A 1434-nucleotide genomic window follows, 5' to 3' on the forward strand; every position below is an offset into this window, starting at 1 on the left:
TTCTTTATTATTTTTTATATTAAATATTACTTATGTTTTTGCAACAACTAATAAGGAAACACAAACATACACTTCATCCAGTAGAGCATATAAACCTCATAATGAAGGCGAAGAAAAACAATTAGACTGGGAAAATCCTAATACTTGGGATAAAGTTTATGATTCTAATAATAAACAAATTTCAAAAAGATATTTTAAAGAAGGCAGCGACGAAGATAACAAACAAGTTAATTGGGATCACGATAAAACTTGGGATAAAACGTATTATGATGGCAAATTTGCAGAAGAAGTTCAAGCTGAAGAATATATATTAACTGAAAGGCATTACACATCAAATAGCAAAGAATATAAAAAAATAGTTAATTGGAATCACGATAAAACTTATGATATAGAATTAAAAAATTATTAATAATAGACCTTATAAATTAAATAAAAGAAGTTATCTCAATGACAATAAAGAAATAAATTGGAAAAGCCCTAATACTTGGAATAGAACTTTAGATGATAATAGTGGACATACATTAGAACAAAGACATTTTAAAACCTCAGAAGATGATATTTATTGGGAACATAAAGAAACTTGGAATAAAGAATATCAAGATAATGAAATGACAAAACAAACATTTTTTAATTCAGATGGAAGCGAAAAGACAACCAGTTATAGTTCAAGTTCCGAAGATGATGATAGTTCTATGAATGTGGATATTGCAGATGGCGATGCTTCTATGGATGTGAATTCTGAAGATGATGGTGGCTTTGTACCTTTGTATTCTTTTGGTAATAAGGATGATAATGTGGTAATTACATTTGTAGATGATTCTAAAAAAGAAGTTTTGGAACAAGATGAAAATAACAATATAAAAAAACAAATACGTTATACAATAGAAGATGATAAAAAAGTAGATTGGGAAAATGATGAAACTTATGATGCCGAATATGATGAAAATAATATAAAAATATCTGAAACACATTATTTAAGAGACAGCGAAAATGAAGATGAACAAAAACCAATTGATTATAAAAAAAGTTGGTTCTTCATACCAAAATCAGCAACTACAACAATAGAAGAAACCATAGAAGAAGGAAACCCAACTGTAACTTTAATAACAGTTAATAATTTAATAACTAAAAAAACAACTAAAACAACTATTGTAGGTGATGAAGTTCGACAATCTGAAATAACAAAAGAAGAAGATGAAACAACTGAAGTAGATAAAAAAGATGAAACAACTGAAGAAAATAACGAATCAGTAGTGCCAGCAAATACTCAATCCCCAGAAAAAGAACCACAAACAAAACTTACCCCCAAAATTGTTATGGGTGTTTTAGTAACCACTATTGTTGTTTCTTTGATTTATGTATATGTCAAAAGAGAACAACTTTTTAAAAAATAATGTTTAAAATATTTTTATTATTATAATTTTTGATATAAAT

General features: G+C 27.0%; 2 protein-coding genes. Both read left to right on the forward strand.

Features of this window, described 5'->3' with window-relative positions; translation table 11 throughout:
• Positions 1–409, forward strand: a 409-nt coding sequence (locus OL66_RS04110; protein ID WP_034172473.1) for a hypothetical protein, incomplete at its 5' end; no start/stop codon positions are given.
• Positions 410–608: 199 nt separating this feature from the next.
• Positions 609–1394, forward strand: coding sequence for a hypothetical protein (locus tag OL66_RS03375; RefSeq protein ID WP_034172474.1), 786 nt, complete (start codon positions 609–611; stop codon positions 1392–1394).
• The last annotated feature ends 40 nt before the right edge of the window (positions 1395–1434 follow it).

The sequence above is a fragment of the Chrysanthemum yellows phytoplasma genome (assembly GCF_000803325.1).
GTDB lineage: Bacteria > Bacillota_I > Bacilli_A > Acholeplasmatales > Acholeplasmataceae > Phytoplasma > Phytoplasma asteris.